Below are 26,332 nucleotides of genomic sequence, written 5' to 3'. Positions count from 1 at the left end.
GCTAACCCGGCAGAGCGAGGTACTGCGCGCCGAGTAGATCGGCGGTGCGGCTGACGTGGTCGACGATGCGGGTGGCGTCGGCGTCGATGGCGCCCGTGCGCCAGGCGGTCAGGAGTTCGATGAAACCGCCGATGCCCATGAGAACGCCCATGCGCAGGTCGGATTCGTCGACACCGGGCCGCAGGTAGGGGCGGGCGGTGGCGATCAGCAGGTCGGTGGCCTCGGTGAGCATGGCGGTGCGGCGCTCCTCGAGGATGCGGCTGCCGGCATGATCGCCGAACAGGATGCGCGCCGGGCCCTCCGACTGCAGGGCGACCGCGCGGGCGATGGCCAGGCGCAGAATGCCCAGCGCCGGATGCTCGAGGTTCTCGGCGACCACCGCTGAGAGTTCCGCCAGCACCTGGAATCCGACCTCGTCCCAGACCGCGCCCAGCAGTTGGTCGCGATCGGCGAAGTGCTCGTAGAAGTAGCGATCATTGAGGCCCGCGCGGGTGCACACGCCGCGCATGGTCACTGCGGCCCAGCCGTTTTCGAGCCAGATGTCCAGCGCCGCCGCGATCAGCCGCTCGCGGCGCTCGGCGCGGCGTTCCTCCTGGGTGCGGCCGCCCCAGGTGCCGCCGCGCCGGGTCGGCGCGGGCCCCGGGGACACGTCGGCGGCTGCCGGTGCGGGCACGTCCATAGTTGACAAAATAGCGCACCGGGAGCCTAATTGGTGGCAGGTGCGGCCAGTGGTGGCACACGCCACCAATTGACTGCCCGGACGGCACGGCCCCGGGAGTTCCCATGCGACTCAACCCCTTCGGCGGACCCCGCCGCACCCAGCAGGCGGACGCGGTGGTGACCGGCGCGGGCAGCGGCATCGGCCGCGCCTTCGCGATCGAGATCGGCAAGCGCGGCGGGCGGGTGGTCTGCTCCGACATCGACGCCGGGCGCGCCCGCGACACCGCCGAAATGATCGGCGACACCGGGGGAAAGGCCTTCGACACCGTCTGCGACGTGAGCAGCCTGGACCAGGTGACCGTGCTGGCGAACACCGCCGAGGAATGGTTCGGCAAGAGCCCGGATCTGGTGGTCAACAATGCCGGCATCGGGCGCGGCGGCACGCTCATCGGCGACACCCCGCCCGAGGAATGGCATCAGGTGCTCGACGTCAATCTGTGGGGCGTCATCCACGGCTGCCACGTCTTCGCGCCCCGGCTGCGCGCGAGCGGGCACGGCTCGATCGTGAACGTGGCCTCCGCGGCCGCCTTCGGGTCCGCGCCGCGCATGGGCGCCTACAACGTGAGCAAGGCCGGGGTGCTGGCGCTGTCGGAAACGCTGGCCGCGGAACTGTCCGGCACCGGCGTCACCGTCACCGTGCTGTGCCCCACCGGGGTGCGGACCAACATTCTGGAAGGTGTGGAGATCGGCGACGAGACCATCCAGCTCTGGGGCGACCGCCTCCTCCGCTGGACCGGTCGCCCGCCCGCGTCCATCGCCCGCGCCACCCTCGACGCGGTGGATCACGGTCAGCTGTACGTGGTCCCACAGCTCGAGGCCAAGGCGATCTGGCAGTCCAAGCGACTGCTGCCCGAGACCTACACCCGCGCCGCCGGATTGCTGGAGCGGCTGGTGCGGTAGCCACAGCGGCAAGGAGTTGAACAATGGCGTTCGCGTATTCCGACATGCTCGGTGTCGTCCAGGATCGGCAGTGGGCGCTGGCCGATCTCGACTGGGACGCACCGGGAGCCGAGCTCATCACCGATGAGCAGCGACCCGCGCTCGCGGCCTTCATGGCCGATCTGGTGTGGATCGAGCACGTCGGCGCCCGCGGGTTCGCGGCGCTCACGCTGCGCGCGCCCGACGGGCCGCTCAAGGAGATCTACCGGTACTTCCACGCCGAGGAGCAGAAGCACGCCAATGCCGAACTGGCCCTGATGCGGCGCTGGGGCATGCTCGACGGGGACGCGATGCCGCTGCCCAACAAGAACATCCGGCTCGTCATCGAATGGCTGGACCGGTACGGGGACGATCTGTCCCTGCCGGTGCTCGGCACCGTGATCCCCTCGCTGGAGTGCGCGCTGGACGGGGCACTGGTGAAGTTCCTGCTCGACGAGGTGCGGGATCCGCTGTGCCACGAGGTGTTCCGGCACATCAACAGCGACGAGTCCCGGCATCTGGCGGTGGGGTTCCAGGTGCTCGAGCAGCTGGGTGCGGGGCCGCTGCGGCGAATAGCCATCGAGACAGCGGGTTTCGCGCTGCGCCCCACCTTCCTGCTCGGCGCGCTGCTGTACACGCCACTGCTGTCCCGCATGTCCGCCAACATCATGGCGATGGGGCTGGACGAGGAGAAGCTCTGGAATGCCGTGCGGCGCTATGAGAAAGCCGGTGAGCGCAGCCCGGACATCAAGCGCATGCCGCTCTACCACGTGGTCCGGCTGCACGGCATGGCCACCATCAACCACTGGCAGCCGATCCAGGGCATCAACGATGCCCTGAACAAGGCCATCGATCACTTTCCCGTGCGCGTCCTGCGCCACACCCCCTCCTGGTCCAAGGCCCTGACCTACGAGCCGGTGGCGAAATGACCGCCCCGATCCGCCGGAGCGACCCGGGCAGAGCCCGCGACGCCTACACCGGCCCCCGGATTCACTGCACCCACTGGCGTGACCAGCACGAGCTGGACCGCCTGCACGTCGCGGTCATCGGCAGCGGCGCCGCACTGGCCCGGGTGGTGCCGCCGATCGTCGCCCAGGCGCGCAGGGTAACCGTGTTCCAGCACGATCCGATCTGGATTCTGCCCACCCCATCCGTGCCCGGCGTGGGAATTCTGTTGCGCCAGTTGCCCGCCGATGCATTGGGACTGCTGCCCAGCGACTCCGCGCCGCCGTTGCCCGGAGATCCGGCACGCCAGGACGAGCGTGGGGCCGGGCGCCAGGGAGACAGCACCGCGCCGGCCGACAAGGTTGCAGAGGAACGCGGTCCAACACGAGCGCCGCGCGCAGACGGTCGACCGCATCCCCGATCCAGGGAGGTTGCCAGTGGAGCTCCGAGGCCCGTCCTGAGCGCGCTGGGCGTCTCAGGGCTGGGCGTCCTGCGCTGGTGCGCTCAGCAGGCGCTGCGGCGGGCGGCCGCGGCGAATCTGCGTGCGCAGGTCGGGGATTCGTGGCAGCGGCGGCAGCTGACGCCGGATCGGCCCGCCGCGGTGCGGGTGCACAGTCGCTACTACCGGGCCCTGCGGCAGCGGAACTGCCGGCTCATCAGCTGGCCCATCGCCCGGCTCGCGCCGCTCGGGATTCGCACCGTGGACGGGGTCGAGCATCGGGTGGACTGCATCATCTACGCGGAGGACGCATCGTGACAAAGACCGTCGTGGACCACGAGATCGTCATCGTGGGCGCGGGATTCTCGGGAATCGGGACCGCGATCGCGCTGCACCAGGCCGGTTTCGACGATTTCGTCATGATCGACGAGGCGGACGGGGTGGGCGGCACCTGGCACTGGAACACCTATCCCGGTATCGCCGTGGACATTCCGTCGTTCAGCTACCAGTACTCGTTCGAGCAGCAGCGCTCCTGGTCGCGGGTGTACGCGCCCGGACGGGAGTTGAAGGCGTACGCCGAGCATTGCGTCGAGAAATACGGGCTGCGGCCGCGGATCCGGTTCGGCACCACCATCGCCCGCGCCGACTTCGACGATGTGCTGCACCTGTGGCGGGTACGCACCACCGACGGCGACGAGCTCACCTGCCGCTTCCTGATCGGCGCGACCGGGGTGCTGACCCGGCCCAAACTGCCCGATATCCCCGGCGCGGACCGGTTCCGGGGCGAGACCATGCACACCGCGCGCTGGGATCACGGGATCGATCTGCGCGGCAAGCGGGTCGGCATCATCGGCACCGGAGCCTCGGCCATCCAGATCATTCCCGAGATCGCCCCGGAGGTGTCGGAACTCGTTGTCTTCCAGCGCACTCCGATCTGGTGCCTGCCCCGGCCCGACGCGCCCCTGCCGCCGCCGGTGCGCGCCCTGATGCGGCTGCCCGGCGGGCAGTTCCTCACCCGCTGGCTCAGCCAGGCATTCGTCGAGCTGACCTTCCCGCTCTCGGCGCACTACTACAAGGTGCTGCCCATGGTGAAGCTCGGCGAGCGCACCGGGCTGGCCCACCTGCGCGACCAGGTGCAGGACCCGGTCGTCCGGGAGCAGCTCACGCCGAAATACGCGCTGGGCTGCAAGCGCCCGTCGTTCTCCAACGACTACCTGAAGACCTTCAACCGCGAGAACGTCACGCTGGAGACCGATCCCATCACCGAGATCACCGCCACCGGACTGCGCACCACCGGCCGCCACCACCAGGTCGACGTGCTCATCCTGGCCACCGGCTTCAAGGTCATGGAGTCCGGCAATATGCCCACCTTCGACCTGCACGGCAGCGGCGGCCTGCGCCTCGAGGACTGGTGGGACACTCACCGCCTGCAGGCCTACGAGGGGGTCAGTGTGCCCGGCTTCCCCAACTTCTTCACCATCATCGGCCCCTACGGCTACAACGGCGCGTCCTACTTCACCCTCATCGAGATGCAGACCACCCACATCCTGCGCCTGCTCCGCAATGCCCGCCGCCGCGCCGCCACCCGCATCGAGGTCACCCCCGAGGCCAACGAGCGCTACTTCCAGGAAATGCTCGCCCGCCGCGGCACCCAGGTCTTCTGGCAGGACAGCTGCACCCTGGCCAACTCCTACTACTTCGACAAGAACGGCGACGTCCCGCTGCGCGCCATGAGCACCCCCGAAGCCGCCTGGCGCGCCGCCCATTTCGACCTGCGCGACTACCATTTCGAGTCCCTGGACGAACTCCGCACGACGGGCCGTCCCGCCGCCCGCACCGCCACGGCCTGACCGTCAGCGCTGCAGCGGCGGGGCCACGGCCGACGTGCACCCGCACTGACTCCCAGCGGTCCGGGAGCGGCTGGGCCACTGTGGGATTCGAGTTGTCCGCAGCTACTGATGAAACAGGCCGCGAATCAGGCGATCAGGTGTCGAGGGCGCGGTAGAGGGCGCGGAGTTCGCGTAGACCGGCGGCGACGGACTGCTCGTCCTCGGCCGTCATGCGCAGAGCCTGGCGGAGCAGGACGGCGTCGAGATCGTCCGGGGCCGGGCGGAATTCGGGCTTGGGGAGGGCGGGGAGCGCCGTGTCGTCGCCGTAGAGGTCGGTGGATTCGGCGGGCGGATCGGCGCGCTGGACGCTGCCGATGAGGGCGTCGAGTTCGACGCCGCGCAGGGTGAGCAGTTCGCTCGGGCGCTCGTCGAGGCGTTCGGCGATGACGTAGCAGACGGCGGCGGCATGCTTGCAGGGCCAGCCGGAATCGGGGCAGCTGCACGAGAAGTCCAGCTCCGACACCGTGGTGGGGAGCAGCAGCGGGCCGAGGGCCTGGGGCAGGGTGCCCGCGGCGATCTCACCCAGCATGCCGGGGGTGGCGCGGACCAGGTCCACCAGCTCGTCGAGGCGGTCCTCGCGCAACTGCCGCAGGGTCAGCACCGAGATGAACGGGCGGGGTTGGCTGCCCTGTACTTCCGCGCTCACCAGGCCGGGCTCCAGGCGGTAGTTCACCACCTGACCGGTGCGGGCGTAGGAACGGCCGCGGGCGAGGCGACCGGCGTCCGCGACGCCCTCGACCGCCTCCAGAAACGAACGGCCCCACCAGGTCCGGGCGAACGCGGTGCCCCGGCGGCTGCGCGGCTGCACCCCGCCGCGGACCGGGCGGCGTTTGCCGTACTCGCTGAAGTCGATGACATTGCTCATTCGCCGACCGCCTCCGATCCCAGAGCGAACAGTTCCCGCAATTCGTCGTCGCCGAGTTCGGTGATCCAGTTCTCGCCGGTGCCCACGGTGAGGTCGGCGAGCTGACTCTTGCCCTTCAGCATGTCGTCGACGCGCTCCTCGATGGTGTCGACGCAGACCAGCTTGCGCACCTGGACATCACGGCGCTGGCCGATGCGGAAGGCGCGGTCGGTGGCCTGGTTCTCCACCGCCGGATTCCACCAGCGGTCCAGGTGCACCACGTGATTGGCGGCGGTCAGGTTGAGGCCGGTGCCGCCCGCCTTGAGCGACAGCAGCATGAGCGGCGCGCCGTCCTCCTCCTGGAAGCGAGTGACCATGTCGTCGCGGCGCTGCTTGCTCACCCCGCCGTGCAGGAACGGCACCTCCGCCCCGAAACGCTCGGACAGGAAGGGCGCCAGCAGGTTTCCGAACTCCGCGAACTGGGTGAACAGCAGCGCCCGCTCCCCGTCGGCGATCGCCGACTCCAGAATGTCCTCCACCAGCGCCAGCTTCCCGGACCGATGATGCCCCCGGCGCAGCAGCGCCGACCCGTCGCTGAGGAAATGCGCGGGATGGTTGCACACCTGTTTGAGCCGGGTCAGTGCGGCCAGCACCGCGCCCTTGCGCTCCATGCCCTCGGCCGCCTTCAGCTTGGCCGACATATCGTCCAGCACCGCCTGATACAGCGCCGCCTGCTCCACGGTGAGGTTGGCCCGCACCGTCATCTCGATCTTCTCCGGCAGATCCGAGATCACCGCCGGATCGGTCTTGACCCGGCGCAGCACGAACGGCGAGGTGATGGCGCGTAGACGGGTGACGGCGTTCTCGTCGTGCTCGCGCTCGATCGGCACCGCGAAGCGGGCATGGAACTCGGAGGCCTTGCCCAGCAGCTTGGGATTGGCGAAATCCAGGATCGAGCGCAGCTCCTCGAGCCGGTTCTCCACCGGGGTTCCGGTGAGCGCCAGGCGGTGTCGGGCCGGCACCAGCCGTGCCGCGCGCGCCTGCCGGGTCCCGGCGTTCTTGATGTGCTGCGCCTCGTCGAGCACCACCCGCTGCCAGTCCTGGCGCTTCAGGTCCTCGACATCCCGGGCCAGCAGCGCGTAGGTGGTGACCACCAGATCCGAATCCGTCACCGCCACAGCCAATTCCGCGCCCGAGCGCCGCCCGGCGCCGTGGTGCACCAGCACCCGGAGATCCGGGGCGAAGCGTTCGGCCTCCCGCTGCCAGTTGCCCACCACCGACATCGGGCACACCAGCAAGGTGGGCCCGATAGCCTCCGATTCACTTGCGGCAGCGGCTGTTTCACGCTCGTGCACCAGCAGGGCCAGCACCTGTACGGTCTTGCCGAGACCCATGTCGTCGGCGAGGATCGCCCCGCATCCGAGCCGGCTCATGGCCGCCAGCCAGGTCAGGCCGCGCTGCTGATACGGCCGCAGCTGAGCCTTCAGCCCGACCGGATCCGGGACGGGCTCGACCGACCGCTCACCGTCGAAAAGCTCCGCGGCCCAGCCGGTCGCGGTGACCTCCTCCAGCGGCACCCCGATCACCGGATGCGCGGACAGCTCGGCGAACAGGCCGCCGACGGTGGTCTCGGTCTCGTCGGCGCGGCCCGAGACGTAGTCGGCGGCCGCGGCCAGCATGCGGTGATCGGCCTGCACCCACTCCCCGCGCAGCCGCACCAGATCCGATTTCGCGTCCACCAGCCGCGACATCTCGGCGGGCGTCAGCACGGTGTCGCCCAGCGCCAGCTCCCAGCGGAAGGACACCAAACCCTTGAGCCCGACGGCGGTTTCGGTGGCGGCCGGGCTCTGCACCCGCAGTTTCATGGCGGGCGCGGCCACCCGCCAGGCCCGCGGCAGCATGAGCCGCACCCCGGCCGACCGCAGCGCGTTCGCCCCGTGCGCGACCAGATCCATCACCACCTCGGTGGGCAGGAACAGGTCCATGCTGCGGGCATCGCCGGGCAGATCGCGCAGGCGCGGATACGCCTGCTTGGCGGCCGCCAGCTTCTCCCCCGCAATCCGCATGAGCTGCGGATCCCCCGGCAGCAGCACCGGTTGCGGCGCCTCCCCTTCCTCGCGCAGGCAGACCTCGAGCCGCCACAGTTCGCCCGGTTCCTCACCGTCCGGTTCCAGCAGCCGCAGCACCAGCTCCGGCTCGTCGGCGGTGAGACTGGTCCGCCAGTCGTCCAGCACCGAGGCCACTCGATGCGATCCGGTCTCCAGCGGCGTCGCCGCGACCAGCGCGGTCAGCAGCGGATGCGACCCCGATTCCCGATCCGGCCGCTCCGGAATGTGCAGGCGCAGGAGGGGATCGGCCAACTCACCGACAAGGTTCTCCAGCACCTCGGCAGGCCGCCCGGCCACCTGCAACGCACCCGGCATGGCCACCGCGAGCTCCGCCAGCCAGGCCCGCTGCCGCTGTCCGCCCACCAGCCGCCACCGCACCCACCACTCCCCGTCGTCCCGCCGCACCTCCGGCACCACCCGCCCCGCCCGCACCCACCGCAGCACCCCGCGCGCCACATGCCCGAGAAACCGCAGATCCCCCGCCACCGCCCCCGCCGGTAGTTCCTGCGACAGGACCCGGGCAGCGGTCTCCGGTGCCAGCGCATGCGCCCGCACCTGCGTCTGCTCCGGCCCGTACTCCCCCCTCACCAGCGCCTGCGCCCGATGCCGCCACTTCGCCCCGCGCACGATCGAACCGAGCGGTTCCGGCAAACCCTCCGCATACCCGGCCGTGTCCTCGCCCGGGTCGTGCCACAGCACCAACCCGGACCCCGGCGACCACAGCCCGTGCAACATCCGCCCATCCAATCAGTCACCCCCGACAAGCCGGCCGGCCCCTCTTTATTTCTGATCGGATACGGAACATACTGGATAAATCCGCAGGTCACCGCACGCGTCGGTGTCCGCTGTGTCCGTTGCACTACATTGTCGTGCCCGGACGGCAGCCGCGCGGGGCGCACCCGACAATCCACCGCGACTCAACCCGGAGCCGTGGCACTTTCGAGACCGTAGGGAGGCCGTGACGATGACGATTCTGCTCCAAGTGCTCGAGCAGAGCTTCACCCCCACGACACAGTGGGAACGGCGGAAATTCACCTTCGTGGACACGAGCAAGATCGTGGGGATGCGCCTGGACGGGCAGTCCGGGGTGTGGCTGGATCTGTCCCGACCCGGCGAGTCGCAGCGCCTCGCCCGCACGGCGGACCCGCGCGACTCCATCACGTTCCTGCTCACCGTTTTCGCCAAGATCGCCGAATGCGAGGAGCGGGGCGGTTCGTGGCTCATCGGCCACGACGGCGCGTGTGTGGATTCCATTGCGGCAACGCGCTTTCCGCCGCAGCTCTCCGAAACCGCCGCGGACGACATCCTCGCGCACGCCTGGCTCTAGTAAGCCCAACGGGAGTGCGAAGTCCGCGTGACGGCACGCACCGATCGGCTGGTGCGGTACACGTATTGCCGTGTGGCTCACGGGCGGAACCTTCCTGCTCCGGCTGCTCGGCGCTGTGGTCGTCCTGCTCGTGGTCCTTGGGTGCGAGTCCCTCGGGCAGGTGACCCCGGCGCCGGGCAGCCCCACCCGCGTCCAGCTCGAACGGCTGCTCGCGGGTGTTCGCACCGTGCCCGCCCGGCCGCGTCCGGGCGGTTACGAACGTGGTTGCGGCAGCGGGCAGGGATGCGTGTTCGGACCGGCGTGGACCGATGATCACGACGGGCCCGGCGGTCGCGACGGGTGCGACAGCCGCAATACCGTGCTGGCCAGGCAGCTCACCCGGGTGACCTTCCGGCCCGGGAACGATTGCGTGGTGGTGGCCGGGTCGCTCGACGATCCCTATACCGGGCAGCGCATCGCCTTCGATCGGGCCACGGCCAAGGCCGTGCAGATCGATCACGTGTATCCGCTGGCGGCCGCCTGGGATCTGGGCGCGGCCGGATGGCCGCTGCCGCAGCGCGTGCGCTTCGCCAACGACGTCGACTACAACCTGCTCGCGGTGGACGGAAAGACCAACGAGGACAAGGGCGATCGCACGCCCGGCGACTGGCTGCCGCCCGCCCGCGCGAACCGCTGCTTCTACGCGGGCAAATACCTGATGGCCGCGAACCGGTACGGACTACCGGTCACCGCCGCCGACCGGGACGCCCTGGCGCGGGTCACCCGCGGCTGCCCATAGCGTGGCGAAGTGGCGGTAGGCCTGATCGGCGGTGAGCTCCTGGCGCGGATCCATGACCGATTCGAGCAATCCGTATAGACCCCAGGACAGAAATGTGATGGTCGCGCCCGCCGCGACGGGGTCCGGCCCGAGCCGCGGGCCCAGGTGCTCGGTCAGCAGTTCGGCGTACATCTGCCGGATCGACCGCAGCACAATGGTGTTCGCCCGCTGCCGGACCAGTGGCCGGTACACGTCCGGATGCGCCGCGACCAGCTTGAACAGAATCTCGACGGGGGCCAGCGGCGGCGGCTCTCCCGGATAGCGGGCCAGCTGCGCCGAAATCTCGCCCCGCACATGCTCGATACAGCTGACCAGCAGCAGATCGTCCTTGTCGCGGTAGTGCGCGTAGAAGGTGGAGCGGCCGACATCGGCACGATCGATGATGTCCTGCACCGTGATCCGGGCATAGGGCCGGTCCTGCATGAGCTCGATGAGCGCCCGGTGCAGTGCCGTGCGGGTGCGGCGGACGCGGCGGTCGGCCTCCGGCCTGATGATCTCGGCCTCCGGCCTCATGATCTCAGCGTCCGGCCTCATGGTCTCCGAGACGGCGTCCGGGGCCGTTCCCGGACGGATTCCGTCCGACTGTCCGGAATCGTACACATCCCGCGAAACTGCGTCTGGCCTGGGCATTCCCATCCTTCGATGATTGATCACATGACCCAGCACGAGCAAGTGTCCGATATCGAATCCCGGCCCGTCGGGGCCCTCATCACCTGGCCGCGCCGCTATCAGCTGCTCACCGACGTCTACTTCCTGGGCCGCGCGGGCAGCCTGGCGCGGTACTTCGCCACGACCAGCGGCATCCGCCCGGGCGATCACGCTCTCGATCTCGGTTGCGGCCCTGGGCGGCTGGCCAATGAGCTGGCCCGGCAGGCCGGACCGGACGGCCGGGCGATCGGCGTGGACCCGTCTCCGCAGATGATCGCCTACGCGACCGCCCACGCCGCCCCCAACTGCAGCTTCGACCTCGGCGCGGCCCAGTCGCTGCCCTACGCGGACGCCTCGTTCGATGTGGCGACCTCGACTTTCGCCATGCACCACATCGCCGAATCCGAGCGAAAGACCGCCCTGGCGGGCGTCTTCCGCGTCCTGCGCCCGGGTGGTCGCCTGCTGCTCGCCGACACCCATCCGACCTCGGGCCTGCGCGGGCTCGCCGTTCGCGCCATGGCCCGGCTGGCCGCGCACCGCGCCGGCGGCCAGGGGCACTCCCACGACGGCGACGGGGCCGGAGATCCGCTGTCGGCGGTCGACATCCGCCGCTACCGCGACGTGCTCACCGACATCGGTTTCACGACAGTCGAATTCCGCACCGGCCCGTTCGCGACCGGCGTCCTCACCGCCGTCAAACCCGGCTGATCAGGCCGGTTCGGCGCCGGTGGCGGCCGGCCGCTTGGGGTCGTTGGACCACTGCGACCAGGAGCCGGGATAGAGCGCGGCGTCGATGCCGGCGACGGCCAGCGCCGCGACCTGGTGGGCGGCCGTGACGCCGGAACCGCAGTACACCGCGACCGGCCCGGAACCGAATCCGTCGAAACGGGAACGCAATTCGAGGAGCGGCTTGAATTGCCCAGCGGCCGTGAGGTTCTCGGCGGTGGGCGCGCTCACCGCACCCGGAATGTGCCCGGCGCGCGGGTCCACGGGTTCCACCTCACCGCGGTAGCGCTCGCCCGCGCGGGCATCCAGCAGCAGACCCGGCCAGCCGGCCGCGCCATCGGCGTCGATGGTCGGCATATTGTCCGGGGACAGGACCACGGTGCCCGGCTGCGGGGCGGTTTCGTCACCGGCGACGATCTTGCCCCCGGCCTGCTCCCACGCCGGCAGTCCGCCGTCGAGAATGCGCACATCGGCCACGCCGCCCCAGCGCAGCAGCCACCAGGCCCGCGCGGCGGCCATGCCGCCGGTGGCGTCGTAGACGACCACCATGTCCCCGTCGGACACGCCCCAGCTGCGCGCGCACTTCTGCAGGTGCGCCAGGTCCGGCATCGGGTGGCGGCCCTTGGCGGCCGAGGGCGGATCGGCGAGTTCGGTTTCCAGGTCGACGAATATCGCGCCCGGAATATGGCCGTCCAGATAATGCTGCGGTCCGTCCGGATCTCCGAGCGCCCACCGGACGTCCAGCAATCGCACCCGGCCGCCGCTCTGGCCCAGCAGGTCCGCAAGCTCCGCAACCGAAATCAGCACCGAACTCAAGCCAACTCCTCTTCGCCGATTCATCGCCCGTTGAAGCCGAACCACCCCACCCTAGCCACCGCCGGCCGCACCCGGCAGCCTGCCCGGCCCGCTATTTCGACGGGGGCAGGAACCAGCGCGCCAGCAGGCCGGCGACCAGCGCCCAGAAGGCCGCGCCGATGCCGAGCAACGAGATTCCGGAAGCGGCCACCAGGAAGGTGAGCGCGGCCGCGGAACGGTGGGCGGCGGGCGTCAACGCGGCGGTCAGCGCACCCGCCAGGGTGGCGATGAGGGCAAGGCCCGCAACGGTTTCCAGCACGCCCTTCGGCGCCGCGGCCACCAGCATCACCAGCGCACCCGAGGCCAGCGCGAGCACCAGGTACATGCAGCCCGCGGTGAACGCGGCGATCCACCGGCGCCTCGGATCCGGATGCGCGGACGGCGCGGCGGAGAGTGCGGCACTGATGGCCGCCAGGTTGATGGCGTGCCCGCCCGCGGGCGCACCGAGCATGGTGCCCAGGCCCGTGACCGTCATGGCCGCGCGCCATGGCACCTGATAGCCGAAGGTCTTCATGACCGCCGTACCCGGAATGTTCTGCGCGGCCATGGTCACGATGTAGAGCGGCACCGCGACCCCGATCACCGCCTGCCAACTCCAGTGCGGCACAGTCCATTCCACCCGCGGCACCATGGCCGACAGGTCCATGCGGCGATGGGTGACGGCGATGTCGACACCCGCGCCGGCGGCCGCGACCGCGAAGGCGGCCAGCACCGACCAGCGCGGCGCGAAGCGTTGCAGCACAAGCCAGGTCGCGATGACCGGCACCACCACGGCCGGGCTCACCGGCAGCGCCTTCACCGGCGCCAGGCACATGGGCAGCAGCACCCCGGCCAGCATGGCCTGCGCGATCTCCACCGGAATCGCCGCGATGAGCGCGCCCAGCCGCTGCCAGAAACCGGTCAGCACGATGAGTCCGCCCGCCACCGCGAACGCGCCCACCGCGGCCGCCCAGCCGCCGGACACCGCGCCCGTACTGGCCAGCAAGGCCGCGCCCGGGGTGGACCAGGCCAGTGTGATCGGCATCCGGTACCGCCGGCTCAGCACGATCATGCCGACGGCCTGGGTCACGCAGACCGCCAGCAGCCCGGACGCCGCCTGCGCCGAGGTCGCCCCCATGGCGGTCAGGCCCGCCAGCACCACCGCGAACGAGCTGGTGAATCCGACGAGCGCGGTGACGATTCCGGCCCCGATCGGCTGCCCGATCCCGGCCGTGCGCGGACTCCCGACCTCCGGAGTGCTGGTGACGCTGGTGCTCATCGGGTCATCGTCGCGGTCCAGTCACCCCGAGGTCAGCGGCCAATCCTCCGAAACTGGACTGAAATTCACCGAAACAGTCAGAACCGGTCGGCATCCTGCGGGTGGCCCCCGGACCCGTTCTGCAGTGCCAGCCGCTCCAGCAGCGGCGTGACACGCGGCCCGACCAGCGAGCGCATCACCAGCGCCATATTGGTGCGCTCCACCCCCGGGATCTTCAGAATGCTGCCGGTCAGGCGGTACAGATCATCGGCGTCGGCGGCGACCACCCGGACCGTCAGATCGGTCGGCCCGGTCATGCCGCAGACCTCGGTGACCTCCGGAATCTCGGCCAGTTCGGCAACCACCGAGTCGAGCCGATGCTGATCCACCACCACCGCCACGAAGGCTGCCAGTGGATAACCCAGCACCCGGGGATCGACCCGGCGCTCGAAGCTGGCCAGCACCCCGCTCGCCTCCCAGCGAGCCAGCCTGGCCTGCACGGTATTGCGCGAGAGACCCAGGCGAGCGGCCAATTCGACACCGGTCGCGCGCGGGTTGGCCACCAGCTCCAGCAACAGCCGGGCATCGGTAGCGTCCAGCGGGGCAGAAAGGGGCTCCCTGCTGCTCATGGGGATCAGTATGACACCCGCGACCCGCCGTCGACCGAGCATTCTGCACAGTTGGGCGCGCCATGCTTGCACACATCGCTCAACGGAGGATGCTGTGTGGTACAGGACACACATCGGTTGCTCACGGGACACAATCCCCGGGCGACAGCGGTGTAACCCGGTGTCAGGAGGCGATATCCATGCCCGAGAAGAACACCTACCCGGTGCAGCTCGTACAGCCCGACGGTCATCGCGTACTGGATCGCGTACACGCCCCGCTCGTCGCCGATATCGACGGCACCCGGCTCCGAGCCATGTACACCGACATGGTGGTGGCCCGGCGCATCGACACCGAGGCCACCGCCCTGCAACGGCAGGGACAGCTCGGACTGTGGCCGCCACTGCTGGGCCAGGAGGGCGCGCAGATCGGTTCGGCCCACGCCCTCGCCCCCGACGACTATGTGTTCTGCAGCTATCGGGAGGCGGGCGTCGCCTACTGCCGCGGCGTGCCGCCCGAGGACCTCACCCGGCTGTGGCGCGGCGTCGCCCACTCCTGCTGGGACGCCGACGCGGTCAAGATGACCAATCCCTCGATCGTGGTGGGGGCGCATGGTTTACACGCCACCGGCTACGCCTACGCCGCGCACCTCGAAGGCGCCGAGATCGCCACCATCGCCTACTTCGGCGACGGTGCGACCAGTCAGGGCGATATCGCCGAGGCACTCGGATTCGCGGCCGGCTGGAGTGTCCCGGTGGTGTTCTTCTGCCAGAACAATCACTGGGCGATCAGTGCGCCGGTCCGGATACAGAGCGCCACCCCGATCGCGCGGCGCGCCCTCGGCTACGGCATTCCCGGCGTGCAGGTGGACGGCAACGACGCCCTCGCCGTGCTGGCCGTGACCCGGCAGGCGCTGCTGCGCGCACGGGCCGGCGGCGGGCCGAGCTTCATCGAGGCCATCACCTATCGGATGGGCCCGCACACCACCGCCGACGACCCCACCCGCTACCGCACCGCCGCCGAACTCGAGATCTGGCAGCAGCGCGATCCCATCGACCGCCTGCGGCGCTTGCTCGAACGAGAAGAGCTGTGGGACACCGCCTTCGAGACCAGGGTCGCCGTACGCGCCGACGAGGTGGCGACCCGGCTGCGCACCGCCACCCTCACCATGCCCGATCCGGAACCCGCGGAGCTGTTCGACCACGTGTACGCCACCCCGCATCGGCTGATCGAGGAGGAACGCCGCGAGTACGCCGCCTACCTGGAGGGAGTGGGGCGATGAAGACCACCTTTGCGGGAGCCATCAACCACGGACTGCGCCGCGCGCTGGAGGACGACCCGAAGGTCCTGCTGATGGGTGAGGACATCGGGCGGCTGGGCGGGGTCTTCCGGGTCACCGACACGCTGCAGAAGGATTTCGGCAACAACCGCGTCATCGATACGCCGCTCGCCGAATCCGGAATCGTGGGAACGGCTTTCGGAATGGCATTGCGCGGATTTCGTCCGGTCTGTGAAATCCAGTTCGACGGATTCGTGTACCCGGCCTTCGACCAGATCGTCTCGCAGGTCGCGAAAATCCACTCCCGCACGCGCGGAAAGGTGATCGCGCCCATCACCATTCGTATTCCGTTCGGCGGCGGCATCGGCTCGGTCGAGCATCACTCGGAATCACCGGAGACGTATTTCGCGCACACCGCGGGATTGCGGGTGGTCTCGCCGAGCAATCCCGCCGACGCGTATCTGATGATCCGCCAGGCCATTGCCCTCGACGATCCGGTGATCTTCTTCGAACCCAAGCGCCGGTACTGGGACAAGGCCGAGGTCGATTTCGACCGGCTGGACCAGGATGGCGGACCGGCGCTGGACCAGGCCCAGGTCTGCGCCAGCGGGGAGGACGCCACCATCGTGGCCTACGGCGGCACCGTCGCCACCGCGCTCACCGCGGCCGATATCGCGGCGTCGGAGGGACATTCGATCGAGGTGATCGATCTGCGCAGCCTGTCCCCGATCGATTTCGACACCATCGAAACCTCGGTGCGGAAAACCGGACGGCTCATCGTGGTTCACGAGGCACCCGTATTCGCCGGGCTGGGAGCCGAAATCGCGGCACGCATCACGGAACGCTGCTTCTACCATCTGGAATCACCGGTATTGCGCGTCGGTGGCTTCGACATCCCCTATCCCCCGGCTAAACTCGAGCGGCACCACCTGCCCGACCCCGATCGCATTCTCGCCGCGGTCGATCGCTCGCTCGCCGCCTAACGGTCAAGCCACGGAGGAAGCCCGGTGGAAGATCAGCAGCAGGTCATGGAATTCCGTTTGCCAGATCTCGGAGAGGGATTGGCCGACGCGGAATTGGTGTCGTGGTCCGTCGCGGTCGGCGACACCGTGGACCTGAACCAGATCATCGCCGAGGTCGAGACCGCCAAGGCGCAGGTGGCGCTACCGAGCCCGTACACGGGCCAGGTGCTGGAACTACTGGCGGAACCGGGCGACACGGTGCCGGTCGGCGCGCCGCTCATCCGGATCGGCGTGGCGGTGCGGACCGGTGCCGCCGCGGCGCCGAGCGCCGGTCCGGAGACAGGCGATGAGACCGGCGCGCAGCCGCCCGCAGAACGGCGGTCGGTGCTGGTCGGCTACGGCCCCGACAGCGAGCCGGTGTCCCGCCGCGCCGCCCGGGCCGCCGCGAAAACGACTGACGCATCGACCGTTTCGAGCCTGCGCGCCATGGGCTCGGACGGCCCCGAGGGGCTCGGCAGCTCGGCCCCGGCCGGACGGCCCGCCGCCACCCCCGCCGCCCGGAAACTGGCCCGCGAGATCGGGATCGATCTGGGGGCGGTGATCGGGACCGGGCCGCAGGGCGCGGTCACCGCGGAGGACCTGTACGGGATGCGGCCCGAAGCCCTTGGGAAGGGCCACATTCCGATCCACACCCCGCCGCCGCCCGCCACCCTCGACGCGCTGCCGGCGCCGCATCCCGCGCCGGAGGTGCTGCCCATGCATCCGGCGGCCGGCGGACGCGCCGCCCCGGTCGAACGCGAAACCCGCACGCCCATCAGTGGAATCCGCAAGCGCACCGCCGCGGCCATGGTGGCCAGCGCCCAGCACATTCCCCAGGCCAGCGCCTTCGTGACCGCGGATTTCACCGCGTCGATGGAGCTGCTCGAGCATCTGCGGGCCACACCCAGCTTCACCGGCCTGACCCTGACTCCGCTGGCGCTGGTGGCGCGGGCGACGCTGGCGGCGCTCCTCGAGTTCCCCGAGATCAATGCGGCCTGGGACGAGCCCAATCAGGAGATCATCACCAAGCACTACGTGAATCTGGGCATCGCGGTCGCGACCGAACGCGGGCTGCTGGTGCCGAATCTCAAGGACGCGCAGGGGTTCACGCTGCGCGATCTGTGCCTGGAGATCGCCGGGGTGGCCGGCAAGGCGCGGAGCGGCACCGCCACGCCCGCCGACCTGACCGGCGGCACCTTCACTATCACCAATGTCGGCGTCTTCGGCGTGGATACCGGTGTGCCGCTGGTGAATCCGGGCGAGGCGGCCATCCTGTGCCTGGGTTCCATCCGCAAGCGCCCGTGGGTGCATCGCGACGAGCTGGCCGTGCGCTGGGTGACCAGCCTGGGACTCAGCTTCGATCACCGCATGATCGACGGCGAACAGGGCTCGCGCTTCCTGGCGAGCATCGCGGCCCTGCTGGAGGATCCGCTGACCCTGCTCGGCCGGGTCTAGCCCTCCGCGGGCGCGGTGACCACCAGCGGCTCGGCCGCCGCGCGGATGACCGCCGGGATCGGCACCGGCTTGCGGGTCTGCTCGTCCACGTAGACGTGGGTGAAGGTGCCGGTGGCGGCCAGCTCCAGGCTGTCGCCGGCGTCGCGGAAGACGGCCAGCTCGTAGTTGATGCTGGAGGTGCCCAGCCGCGCGACCCGGATGCCCACCCGCAGCATGTCCGGGAAGCTGATCGAGCCGAGGAACGTGCAGGAGGTCTGCGCCACCACGCCGATGGCGTGCAGGTCACGGATATCGGTACCGGTGGCGCTGATCAGCCAGGCATTCACCGCGGTATCGAAGTACGAGTAGTACGTCACATTGTTCACGTGACCGTAGTGGTCGTTGTCGGCCCAGCGCGTCGGCACCGGCCAGAGCACCGGGTAGCTCTGATGCTGAGTCATTTTTGCCCTCCGCTTCGCTCCGGGCGGGTTCGCGGCCCCGAGGTCTCGATTCTTCCCTCCCTCCGCTCCTCCGCTTCGCTCCCCCGCTCCAGTCAGTCCAGAATCGAGACGGCCGCGAACCTTCGAGTGAGGGCATGCCGAGAACGAACCTTAGCCGCTCCGTCGGCGAGAGCTGTTCAGCATTCAGCGCGAGGGCTGTTGAGCGTTCAGGCGGAGCGTTCGTCAGGGGTGGCGCGGTGGTCGCGGGGGCTGATGCCGTAGTGGCGTTTGAAGGCGGTGGACAGGGCGAAGGCGCTGCCGTAGCCGACCCGGCGGGCAATGGATTCCAGGGTGGCGTCGGATTCGTGCAGCAGGTCAGCGGCCAGGGCCAGCCGCCAGTCGGTGAGGAAGGCCATCGGCGGCTCGCCGACCAGCTCGGTGAACCGGCGGGCCAGGGCGGCCCGGGAGACGCCGACCTCGGCGGCCAGCGACGCCACCGTCCACGGGTGGGCCGGATTGTGCTGCATCAGGCGCAATGCCCGGCCGACCAGCGGATCGCCATAGGCGTGATACCAGGCGGGCGCGTCGGAACGGGAGAACCAGGCGCGCAGGGCGGCGATGAGCAGCAGATCCAATAGTCGATCCAGCATGACGCTCTGGGCGGGCAGGTCCTTGGCGGCCTCGTCGACCAGCAGATCCAGCACCCGGGCATCGACTTCGCCGCGGCCGAGCACCGCGACCGGCGGCAGCGCCCGCAGCAGCCGGCGACTGGCCGCCGACTCGTGTTCGTAGGTGCCGGTGACCAGCACGGTCTCGGCGTCGACGCTGGTGCCCCAGCTCCGCACCCCCAGACTCAGTGCCTCGCACAGCACTTCACCCTCCATGGTGGTGGTGATATTGCCGGGTTCGATGAGCACCTGCGGCGGCGTGGCCGGATCGTCAGCGACGACATAGTGGTCGGGGCCCCGGAAGATCGCGATGTCGCCGGTGCGCAGCTGTCGCGGCGGAGTCGGCTTGCCGCCCTTGGGTTCCGGTGTCACCCACCCGCCGCCGCGCACCACCGCCACCACGGTCAGTGGTGCCTCGTCGCGGATGCGCAGGGACCAGGGCGGGTCGACCGACGAGCGCATCACGAATGCGGCTCGCGCGCGTGGTCCTTCGAGCAGGCTGGCCAACGCATCCATACCGAAGACGATGGCAAATGCCCGTGCGCTTCTCAACCATGTTCGTGCTCGCCGAATCCCGGTGTACTCGTTACATGATCATCGAAAACACCTCGAACAGCGCAAACACCGTTCTCGTGCTCGGTGCGACCGGTAAGACCGGGCATCGCGTGGCCGCCCTGCTGGGCGCGCGCGGCGTGCCGGTGCGGGCCGGTTCACGTACGGCCGCAATCCCGTTCGACTGGACCGACCGCGGCACCTGGGCGGCGGCCCTGGGGGGAGTGGATGCCGTGTACCTGGCCTACCAGCCGGATCTGGCGGTTCCGGGCGCGCCCGCGGATATCAAGGCGTTCTGCGATCAGGCGGTCGCCGCCGGCGTGCGCACGCTGGTGCTGCTGTCCGGTCGCGGCGAGCCCGAGGCGCTGGAATGCGAAGCCATCGTGCGGGATTCGGGCCTGGGGTGGACCGTGGTGCGGTGCGCCTGGTTCGCGCAGAACTTCAGCGAGGGCGCGTTCGCCGATTTCATCCTGGCCGGTGAGGTCGCACTGCCCGCCGGGGACGTGCCGGAGCCGTTCGTGCACGCGGACGATATCGCCGAGGTGGCGGTGGCGGCGCTGCTCGACGACCGGCACGCCGGACAGGTGTACGAGCTGACCGGCCCGCGCGCGCTCACCTTCGCCGAGGCGGTGGCGGAGATCGGCGCGGCGACCGGGCGGGAGATCGCCTACGTTCCGCTCACCCGAACCGATTTCGTGGCCGCGCTGACCTCCTACGGGGTGCCCGGCGAAGAGATCAGCCTGCTGGACTACCTGTTCGGCACGGTGCTCGACGGGCGGAATTCGCAGCTGTCCGACGGGGTGCGGCGGGCGCTGGGCCGGGAGCCGCGCGATTTCGCCGAGTATGTGCGCGAGGTGGCGAACTCGGGCGCCTGGGCGGTCGCGGCGAGCCCATAACCTGTCGGTGCCCCCGCCTACACTCGATATCAAACAGGTTGTACTGCAGATGAATCGGATCGCAGCCCCGAGCGCCGACGAAGCCGCGAGGGGTTGCGGAAACCAGGGAGATGCCGGGACAACACCCGGTAGCGTCGTACCGATGGCCGCTACGACGCCCGCTCCCCGGATCCGGAAGGCGCGCCTGGCGCTGTTCGCGGTGTTCGGCCTCAATGGGATGCTCTCGGCCGTCTGGATCGTGCACATCCCCGCCGTCACCGGGCGCACCGGCGTGTCACCCACCACGCTGGGCATGCTGATCCTGCTCATGGCGGCCTGCGCCATCCTGGGTATGCAGGCCGCCGGACCCCTGGCGGACCGGCTCGGCAGCCGCACCCTCACCGCCACCGCCGCCACCTTGCTGTCCCTATCCCTGCTCGGCCCCGCCCACGCCACCTCCCCGTTCACCCTCGGACTGGCCCTGGCCGCCTTCGGTGTCGCCAATGGCGCGATCGACGTCTCCATGAACGCCCAGGCCGTCCACATCGAGCGCGCCTACGCCCGCCCCATCATGTCGGCCTTCCACGCCTTCTTCTCCTGCGGCGGCTTCCTCGGCTCCGCCTTCGGCGCGGCGACCCAGCACGCCCACTGGCCGCTGCACACGACCTTCGCCCTGTCGAGTGCCTTCGGCCTCGCCATGGTGGCCATCGCGATTCCGCGCCTGCTCCCGCCCACCGTTCCCGCGACCCACTCGGTCCCGAACGTGTCGGCAGCCGAAGGCAACCGAGCCGACCCTGCGGCGGCCCAGCCCTGCCCGAGCACTCCGGTCGACCCGCGCGCGGATGGCCTGCCCGTCCGCGGCGCGGTCGATGACGCCGTGACGCCCGGGACCGAATCGACTCTGCCCCGCGGACTCACCGAGGCTGCCGTCGTTGCCCCGGGTGGGCCGGATGGCGAGCATCCGAGGCCGGGGTCACCGGCGGGCGCACGGATCGGGCGCAAAGTACTGGCACTCGGCTTGATCGCGTTCGCGCTACTGATGGCGGAGGGGGTGGCCGCGGATTGGAGTGCGCTGCAGGTGCAGGGGCGGCTCGGGGTGGAGGCCGGGACGGCGGCGCTGGCGTTCACCGGGTTCTCGCTGGCCATGACGCTCGGCCGGTTCGGCACGGACCGGGTGAGCGGGCGGTTCGGGCGAGTGGCCATCGTGCGCTGGGGAACGCTGCTGGCGGCCATCGGTTTCGGGTTGGTGGTGGCCTCCGGGTGGCTGCCGCTCACGCTGCTGGGGTGGACGCTGTGCGGCATCGGGCTGTCCGGCGGCGTGCCACAGGTGTTCACCGCCGCCGGGAACCTGGGCTCGCGCACCGCCGCCACCGATATGTCGCGAGTGTTCGGGCTCGGGTATGTGGGCTTGCTGGCCGGGCCGGCGATCATCGGCTGGCTCGACAAGGCCATGCCGCTCACCGCCGCGATGGCGGTGCCGCTGGTGGCGATGCTGTTGTGCGCCTGGGGCGCTCGCGCCGTGGCCGCACCCGCGCGAGCGCCTGCGGGCCGATAGCCGCGGGGTCAGGCGGTGCGGCTGGGCCGGTCTCGCGCGGTCGCGCCGAGGTCGCCGATGATTTCGGCGTGGTCGAGGAAGTCGTCCACCATGCGGTGGTTGAGGACCGAGAGAGCCTGGAGGTCCTCGGTGGTCCAGTCGGTCAGGGCCTCGGCCATCCAGCCGCGCAGGACCTGGCGCACGGCTTCGACGGCGCGCCGGCCGGAGGCGGTGGGGCGGACCCGTTGCGCGCGACGGTCGTCCGGGTCGGGGACGCGCTCGACGTAGCCCGCCTTCTCCAGGCGCTGGATCTGGCGGCTCACGTGCGGGGCCTCCACATCGAGGCGGGTCGCGAGCTCGCCCAGGCGCATGGGTTCGCCGGCGTCGGCGAGCAGCCGCAGCAGCGGGACACTGGCCCGATCCATGGTGAACCCGCACTGCACCATGGCTTGATCGTGGCGGCGGACCCGGGTCAGCAGATAGGCGACTCGGGCCAGCGCACGCTCCAGTTCCACTATGTGAGCTGCATCAACTTGTTTGGCGGGAGTGGCTTCCGGTCGCGGCATGTGGTTATCTTACGAAACCCATTTACTTAATTTTGGTAAGTAAACCAAAGGATCGCTGCATGACTACGACCGCTGTCGGTCAGGTCGACGGGACCAAACCCGCAGACCACTCGAAGGCCCACCTCGGCCTGACATTGCTCGCGCTGTGCGCGGCCGGCCTGGTCGTGTCGCTCCAGCAGACCGTCGTGATTCCGCTACTGCCGCGCTTCATCACGCAGCTGCACACCGACGTCGCCGGTGTCACCTGGCTGTTCACCGCCGCCTTGCTCTCCGGTGCGGTCGCCACCCCGTTGCTCTCCCGCTTCGGCGATATGTACGGCAAGAAGCCCATGGTCATGGTCGCGATGGGCGTGCTCATCGCGGGCTCGGTCGTCTGCGCCTTCGCCACCTCGCTGCCGGTCTACATCATCGGCCGCGCCCTGCAGGGCATCTCCTCCGCCATGATCCCGCTCGCCATCGGCATCATCCGCGACACCTTCCCGCGCGAAAGACTGGTCAGCGCAATCGGAATCGTGTCCGGCACCATGGGCGTCGGCGGCACCATCGGCCTGCTGGCCACCGGCGTCATCGCCGACCACACCACCGACCCGCACCCGGTCTTCTGGCTGACCGCGGGCCTGGGCGTGATCGCCACCGTGCTGATCCAGGTGAGCGCCAGGAACAATGGCGTCCGCCACGGCGGCAAGCCCGACTTCGTCGGCGCCGCGCTGCTGGCCGCCCTGCTGGTCTGCCTGCTGCTGGGCATCAGCGAGGGCCCGCGCTGGGGCTGGGGCTCCGGCTCGGTCATCACGCTGTTCGCCGCCGCCGCGGTGCTCGCCGCCATCTGGGTGTTCGTGGAGCTCAAGGTCGAACAGCCGCTGGTGCGCCTGCAGCTGCTGGTCGGACCACAGTCGCTGTCGGCCAATGTGGCCTCCGCGCTGCTCGGGTTCTCCATGTTCGGCGCATTCTCGCTGGTGTCCAACTTCATTCAGACCCCGGCCGACAAGGTCGGCTACGGCCTGTCCGGCACCGTGCTCTCGGTCGGCCTCTACGGCATCCCGAGCGCGGCGCTGATGACCTTCTTCTCCTTCAACACCGGCCGCATCTCCGCCAAGATCGGTCCGGCCTACACCCTGGCCATCGGCGCGGCCTTCGCCGGTCTGTCCATGGGCTGGCTGGCCGTCTCGCACGATCACAAGTTCGACATGATCATGGCGAATGTGCTGCAGGGCACCGGTTTCGGCATCGGCTACGCGGCACTGGGCACCCTGGCCGTGCAGCACGTGCCGATGAGCGAGAGCGGTATCGCCTCGGGCATCAATTCGCTGGTGCGCACCGCCGGCGGTTCGATCGCCGGCGCGATCACGGGCTCCATCCTGACCGCCCACGTCCTGCACCTCGGCCCGCACGCCGCGGTCCCGACCGAGGGCGCGTATGTCGCCAGCTTCGCGACGCTGGCCATCGGCGCGTTCGGTGCGGCCGCCGTCGCTCTCGGCCACGGCATCCGCCATAAGGGGCACTGACCATCTGTCGGGCAGAAAAGCCCGCGCACGCCGTCGGCGTGCGCGGGCTTTTTCTATCCGAGGACCGCTAGGTCAGGATCTCGGTCCGATCGCCGTCGACAACAACGACGTGGTCGTCGGTCAGCGCCCAGTGCGGGATTCCCGCGGAGACGTACTCGCGCGCCAGCTTCCGCGACAACCCCTCGGGGTCGGTCGGGGAATCCAGGTGCGGGACGATGCGGTGATCGACCAGACCCAGTCCGTCCCAGCGTGGTTCGATGCCGCAGGCGGTGCGGACCTCGTCCGGGTCGTCGATGGCTTCGATGCCGTGCAGGTCGGGGGTCATGACGCAGGCGCCCGCGCTGTAGCCCGCGTAGACCAGCGCGTCCTCCGCGAGCAGCGTCATCAGGGCGAGATCGGCTCCGCTGCGGGCGAATTGGGCGCGCAGCACGAAGGTGTTGCCGCCGCGCACCCACACCATCGGATACTCGCGCAGCCGCTGCTCGACCTCGGCCGGACGGCCGACGTAGTCGCGCAGATCCAGCACATCGGGCCGGAAACCCAGGCGGCGCAACGGCACCAGGTCGCTGGTGACCGCACCCTGCCAGGCCGAGGGCCAGGCATCACAGGCATTGGCGATGACGGCCACGGATCCGGGATCGCCGACCAGTTCGAGCAGTCGCCGCTGGTGCGCGCCGAAACGGTAGCTGGACAGGAACAGTCGCACGGGTCAGATGGTGAAGGCCAGGCTGCGGACCAGGCGGGCGCCGAGGTCGGTGTCGCCGGTGAGTGCGATCTCCCCCGCGTGCGCGTCGGCGGTGGTGCGGCCGCCCCGCAGGCGGGCGAACAGGTCGGAGTCCATGGTCACCACGAGACCCGCCGGGGCGTCGAGGGTTTCCACCAGGCTCGCCCGGCCGCCGTCGACGGCCACGTGCAGCGTCTGCGGCACCGGACCGGTGAGCTCGAAGGTGATACGCGAACCGTCCGGTGCGCCCGCGCCTTTGACCGCAGCCTTGCCCAGCACGGTCAGTAGTTCGGTGAAGGCCGTCGCGCCGCGGCTGCCGCCCTCGTCGACGGCCACACCGAGCGCGTCGGCGATATCGTGCTCGTGCATCCAGCAGTCGAACAGGCGGATCCGCATGAACCGGCCGTAGGGGGCCATGCCCACCGGGGTCGGCACGAGTTCGGCCCAGGCCTCGTCGGTGGTCTGCTCCAGCATCTTCAGCCGGCGGCCGGTGACGTCCAGGAACCGTTCCAGCAGCTGCGAACCGGCCAGCGGGCGCAGCGAGTCGATCCACTTCTCGTTGAGCGCGCCGATGTCGTTGCGAATGTGCTCGCCGGCCACCGCGAGATCGGGGGTCGGCTCGCCCAGCAGGATCGATTCGGTGCCGATCACATGGGCGAGCACATCGAACACGGTCCAGCCGGGCAGCGGTGAGGCCGTGCGCCAGCGGTTCTCGTCCAGGCCGTCCACCAGCCGGGTAAGGGCGTCCCACTGGTCGGACAAGAGGGCCGTGATCTCGGCGCGGTCCGGCACCGTGTCGGTCATGCGGTGGTCTCTCTTTCTTCGTCGGCGAGCCGGTCCAGTCCGGAACGCAGTGCCGTAGCGGTGCGCTCGGTGTCGTGCGGGCGGCGCAGTACGAAACCCTTGGCGAAGCGCAGGGTGTCGCCGTGGTGGCGCGGGATCACGTGCAGGTGCACGTGGTGAACGGTCTGGAAGGCGGCCTTGCCGTCATTGATCAGCAGGTTGGCGCCGTCGGCCGCGAGGCCGGCGCGGCGCATGGACTTGGCCAGGCGATGACCGAAGGCGAAAAGCTGTGCGCCCAGGGTCGGGTCGAGTTCGTCGAGATCGGTGGCGTGGCGCTTGGGGATCACCAGGGTGTGCCCGCGGGTGATGGGCCGGATGTCCAGGAACGCCACCAGGGTGTCGTCTTCGAAGATCTTGGTCGCGGGTGCGTCGCCCGCGACGATCCGGCAGAACATGCAGCCACTCACCATGCAGACATTACGGCGTACAAGTGATGTGCGACACCCCCTACACGCCCCCGATGTGGGTACAACCAGCAACGCACCTACCGATGAGTAGCACGCGGAATTCTTCGCACTTGTCGCCGATCGAACCCCGTCGAGCATGGAGTTGTCCGGTTTTCTCGCCACACCATGTGACGGGCATCTCCGCTACGCTCACGCCGAACCAGGTACAGTTGCGAGAATTCTCACGAACTTACTACCGAGTAAGTTCGGCCCGCCGTTGGACCGGTGAAGCGGCCCCGACATGAGGGTGACCTGGGCTCACCACGAGAAGGAAGTTTGACTAGTGGACACAACGCAGAGCGCACAGACCGCTGCGCCCCGCGGTGCGCGCGTCGGAGTGGTTCGCGAAACGAACCCGGACGAACGACGCGTCGCATTGGTGCCGAAGA

The 26,332-nt window shown here is 69.8% G+C and carries 25 protein-coding genes and 1 pseudogene; 13 read left to right on the top strand and 13 right to left on the bottom strand.

From position 1 onward, the window contains the following. Position 1: 1 nt before the first annotated feature. Positions 2-679: a TetR/AcrR family transcriptional regulator gene (locus ACWEQQ_RS41925; protein WP_379441199.1), complete on the bottom strand. Its 678-nt coding sequence runs from the start codon at positions 677-679 to the stop codon at positions 2-4. 104 nt (positions 680-783) lie between these two features. Here ACWEQQ_RS41925 and ACWEQQ_RS41920 point away from each other — a divergent pair, with 104 nt between their 5' ends. From ACWEQQ_RS41920 to ACWEQQ_RS41905, 4 genes and pseudogenes are all read left to right on the top strand, one after another. Beyond that, a complete protein-coding gene (locus ACWEQQ_RS41920; protein WP_452352145.1) occupies positions 784-1,620 on the top strand; it encodes an SDR family NAD(P)-dependent oxidoreductase in 837 nt (278 codons plus the stop codon). 23 nt (positions 1,621-1,643) lie between these two features. Then, positions 1,644-2,567 carry a ferritin-like domain-containing protein gene (locus ACWEQQ_RS41915; RefSeq protein WP_452352144.1) on the top strand — a complete coding sequence of 308 codons (924 nt, stop codon included), beginning with the start codon at positions 1,644-1,646 and terminating at the stop codon, positions 2,565-2,567. Positions 2,568-3,085: 518 nt separating this feature from the next. Further along, positions 3,086-3,325: pseudogene (locus tag ACWEQQ_RS41910) on the top strand (4-hydroxyacetophenone monooxygenase); the annotation flags it as partial. A gap of 11 nt (positions 3,326-3,336) precedes the next feature. Next, entirely contained in the window at positions 3,337-4,872 is a 1,536-nt protein-coding gene (locus ACWEQQ_RS41905; RefSeq protein ID WP_452352143.1) for a flavin-containing monooxygenase, read from the top strand. 133 nt (positions 4,873-5,005) lie between these two features. Here ACWEQQ_RS41905 and ACWEQQ_RS41900 read toward each other — a convergent pair whose 3' ends face one another. Beyond that, positions 5,006-5,776 (bottom strand): SWIM zinc finger family protein, encoded by a 771-nt coding sequence (locus tag ACWEQQ_RS41900; protein ID WP_452352142.1) that lies wholly within the window; start codon positions 5,774-5,776, stop codon positions 5,006-5,008. Continuing rightward, positions 5,773-8,598: a DEAD/DEAH box helicase gene (locus tag ACWEQQ_RS41895; protein WP_452352141.1), complete on the bottom strand. Its 2,826-nt coding sequence runs from the start codon at positions 8,596-8,598 to the stop codon at positions 5,773-5,775. The genes ACWEQQ_RS41900 and ACWEQQ_RS41895 overlap by 4 nt, the downstream gene beginning before the upstream one ends. Before the next feature lie 229 nt (positions 8,599-8,827). On the opposite strand from ACWEQQ_RS41895, the gene ACWEQQ_RS41890 reads away from it, so the two are divergent. Then, a complete protein-coding gene (locus ACWEQQ_RS41890; RefSeq protein ID WP_357009907.1) occupies positions 8,828-9,190 on the top strand; it encodes a hypothetical protein in 363 nt (120 codons plus the stop codon). A 70-nt stretch (positions 9,191-9,260) separates the two neighbouring features. Beyond that, a complete protein-coding gene (locus ACWEQQ_RS41885; protein WP_452352140.1) occupies positions 9,261-9,968 on the top strand; it encodes an HNH endonuclease family protein in 708 nt (235 codons plus the stop codon). Here the strand turns inward: ACWEQQ_RS41885 and ACWEQQ_RS41880 are convergent. Next, the gene (locus tag ACWEQQ_RS41880; protein WP_452352139.1) at positions 9,909-10,520 is read right to left on the bottom strand and encodes a TetR/AcrR family transcriptional regulator; all 612 of its coding nucleotides are present in this window, start codon (positions 10,518-10,520) and stop codon (positions 9,909-9,911) included. The genes ACWEQQ_RS41885 and ACWEQQ_RS41880 overlap by 60 nt on opposite strands. 141 nt (positions 10,521-10,661) lie before the next feature. On the opposite strand from ACWEQQ_RS41880, the gene ACWEQQ_RS41875 reads away from it, so the two are divergent. After that, on the top strand, positions 10,662-11,363 hold the full coding sequence (locus tag ACWEQQ_RS41875; RefSeq protein ID WP_452352138.1) for a methyltransferase domain-containing protein: 702 nt from the start codon (positions 10,662-10,664) through the stop codon (positions 11,361-11,363). On the opposite strand, the gene ACWEQQ_RS41870 is transcribed toward ACWEQQ_RS41875, so the two are convergent. The 3 genes from ACWEQQ_RS41870 to ACWEQQ_RS41860 form a co-directional block, all read right to left on the bottom strand. Next, positions 11,364-12,221, bottom strand: a complete 858-nt coding sequence (locus tag ACWEQQ_RS41870; protein WP_452344164.1) for a sulfurtransferase — start codon at positions 12,219-12,221, stop codon at positions 11,364-11,366. A gap of 67 nt (positions 12,222-12,288) precedes the next feature. Then, complete coding sequence (locus ACWEQQ_RS41865) at positions 12,289-13,494, bottom strand: benzoate/H(+) symporter BenE family transporter (RefSeq protein WP_452352137.1); 1,206 nt, start codon at positions 13,492-13,494, stop codon at positions 12,289-12,291. A gap of 77 nt (positions 13,495-13,571) precedes the next feature. After that, a complete protein-coding gene (locus tag ACWEQQ_RS41860) occupies positions 13,572-14,102 on the bottom strand; it encodes an Lrp/AsnC family transcriptional regulator (RefSeq protein WP_354849423.1) in 531 nt (176 codons plus the stop codon). 179 nt (positions 14,103-14,281) lie between these two features. Here ACWEQQ_RS41860 and pdhA point away from each other — a divergent pair, with 179 nt between their 5' ends. From pdhA to ACWEQQ_RS41845, 3 genes are read left to right on the top strand one after another with little or no spacing between them, the layout of a single operon-like run. Then, positions 14,282-15,361: a pyruvate dehydrogenase (acetyl-transferring) E1 component subunit alpha gene (pdhA, locus tag ACWEQQ_RS41855; protein ID WP_452352136.1), complete on the top strand. Its 1,080-nt coding sequence runs from the start codon at positions 14,282-14,284 to the stop codon at positions 15,359-15,361. After that, the gene (locus ACWEQQ_RS41850) at positions 15,358-16,341 is read left to right on the top strand and encodes an alpha-ketoacid dehydrogenase subunit beta (protein WP_452352135.1); all 984 of its coding nucleotides are present in this window, start codon (positions 15,358-15,360) and stop codon (positions 16,339-16,341) included. Before pdhA ends, ACWEQQ_RS41850 begins: the two co-directional genes overlap by 4 nt. A 45-nt stretch (positions 16,342-16,386) precedes the next feature. Further along, positions 16,387-17,814: a dihydrolipoamide acetyltransferase family protein gene (locus ACWEQQ_RS41845; protein ID WP_452352173.1), complete on the top strand. Its 1,428-nt coding sequence runs from the start codon at positions 16,387-16,389 to the stop codon at positions 17,812-17,814. On the opposite strand, the gene ACWEQQ_RS41840 is transcribed toward ACWEQQ_RS41845, so the two are convergent. Beyond that, on the bottom strand, positions 17,811-18,254 hold the full coding sequence (locus ACWEQQ_RS41840; RefSeq protein ID WP_452344168.1) for an acyl-CoA thioesterase: 444 nt from the start codon (positions 18,252-18,254) through the stop codon (positions 17,811-17,813). The genes ACWEQQ_RS41845 and ACWEQQ_RS41840 overlap by 4 nt on opposite strands. Before the next feature lie 206 nt (positions 18,255-18,460). Continuing rightward, the gene (locus ACWEQQ_RS41835) at positions 18,461-19,417 is read right to left on the bottom strand and encodes a cupin domain-containing protein (RefSeq protein WP_452344169.1); all 957 of its coding nucleotides are present in this window, start codon (positions 19,415-19,417) and stop codon (positions 18,461-18,463) included. Between the two features lie 74 nt (positions 19,418-19,491). Here ACWEQQ_RS41835 and ACWEQQ_RS41830 point away from each other — a divergent pair, with 74 nt between their 5' ends. Together ACWEQQ_RS41830 and ACWEQQ_RS41825 are read left to right on the top strand one after the other, a co-directional pair. Next, the gene (locus ACWEQQ_RS41830; protein ID WP_452352134.1) at positions 19,492-20,349 is read left to right on the top strand and encodes an NAD(P)H-binding protein; all 858 of its coding nucleotides are present in this window, start codon (positions 19,492-19,494) and stop codon (positions 20,347-20,349) included. Positions 20,350-20,491: 142 nt separating this feature from the next. After that, positions 20,492-21,883: an MFS transporter gene (locus tag ACWEQQ_RS41825; RefSeq protein WP_452352133.1), complete on the top strand. Its 1,392-nt coding sequence runs from the start codon at positions 20,492-20,494 to the stop codon at positions 21,881-21,883. A gap of 8 nt (positions 21,884-21,891) precedes the next feature. On the opposite strand, the gene ACWEQQ_RS41820 is transcribed toward ACWEQQ_RS41825, so the two are convergent. Continuing rightward, positions 21,892-22,428 (bottom strand): MarR family winged helix-turn-helix transcriptional regulator, encoded by a 537-nt coding sequence (locus ACWEQQ_RS41820; protein ID WP_452344172.1) that lies wholly within the window; start codon positions 22,426-22,428, stop codon positions 21,892-21,894. Between the two features lie 59 nt (positions 22,429-22,487). Here ACWEQQ_RS41820 and ACWEQQ_RS41815 point away from each other — a divergent pair, with 59 nt between their 5' ends. Then, a complete protein-coding gene (locus ACWEQQ_RS41815; RefSeq protein WP_452352132.1) occupies positions 22,488-23,930 on the top strand; it encodes an MFS transporter in 1,443 nt (480 codons plus the stop codon). A gap of 67 nt (positions 23,931-23,997) precedes the next feature. On the opposite strand, the gene ACWEQQ_RS41810 is transcribed toward ACWEQQ_RS41815, so the two are convergent. From ACWEQQ_RS41810 to ACWEQQ_RS41800, 3 genes are read right to left on the bottom strand one after another with little or no spacing between them, the layout of a single operon-like run. After that, the gene (locus ACWEQQ_RS41810; RefSeq protein WP_452352131.1) at positions 23,998-24,636 is read right to left on the bottom strand and encodes a Type 1 glutamine amidotransferase-like domain-containing protein; all 639 of its coding nucleotides are present in this window, start codon (positions 24,634-24,636) and stop codon (positions 23,998-24,000) included. A gap of 3 nt (positions 24,637-24,639) precedes the next feature. After that, positions 24,640-25,458 (bottom strand): maleylpyruvate isomerase family mycothiol-dependent enzyme, encoded by an 819-nt coding sequence (locus ACWEQQ_RS41805; protein ID WP_452344175.1) that lies wholly within the window; start codon positions 25,456-25,458, stop codon positions 24,640-24,642. Then, entirely contained in the window at positions 25,455-25,904 is a 450-nt protein-coding gene (locus ACWEQQ_RS41800; protein WP_452344179.1) for an HIT family protein, read from the bottom strand. Before ACWEQQ_RS41800 ends, ACWEQQ_RS41805 begins: the two co-directional genes overlap by 4 nt. Positions 25,905-26,332: the final 428 nt, after the last annotated feature.

This window comes from Nocardia sp. NPDC004123 (assembly GCF_053603795.1).
This window is presented reverse-complemented; position numbering and strand designations above follow the sequence as displayed.